Source organism: Hymenobacter sp. HSC-4F20, from assembly GCF_019599275.1.
Taxonomy (GTDB): domain Bacteria; phylum Bacteroidota; class Bacteroidia; order Cytophagales; family Hymenobacteraceae; genus Hymenobacter.
Window position 1 is genome coordinate 1 of record NZ_JAHZTD010000032.1, and the last position, 432, is coordinate 432.

At 68.5% G+C, this 432-nt stretch carries 1 protein-coding gene; it reads left to right on the plus strand.

The window, feature by feature from the left end; all coding sequences use genetic code 11:
- Positions 1 to 432 (plus strand): ABC transporter ATP-binding protein (locus K3G63_RS22590; protein WP_220616416.1); only part of this gene is annotated, 432 nt, incomplete at both ends.

Genomic DNA, 432 nt, shown 5'->3' on the forward strand with positions numbered 1-432 from the left:
GTTCCCGCATCTCACCGTGCGAGACAACATCGCCTTTGCTCTGCGCGTGCGCGGGATGTCCAAGGCCGACCGGCTGCGCGCCGCCGATACCATGATCGAGAAGGTCCGGCTGACGCAGTTCGCCGACCGGCTGCCGGCGCAGCTGTCCGGCGGTCAGCAGCAGCGCGTGGCGCTGGCACGGGCCGCGATCACCGAGCCGCGCGTGCTGCTGCTCGACGAGCCGCTGTCGGCGCTGGACGAACAGCTCCGCGTCCAGATGCGCCAGGAACTCCGCCGGATGCAGCAGGAGCTCGGCATCACCTTCATCCATGTCACCCACACCCAGCTCGAGGCGATCGCGCTCGCCGATCTCGTGGTGGTGATGGAGCAGGGCAAGATCAAGCAGGCGGGTGCCGCGCGCGACGTCTACGCCCATCCTCACGACCGCTATGT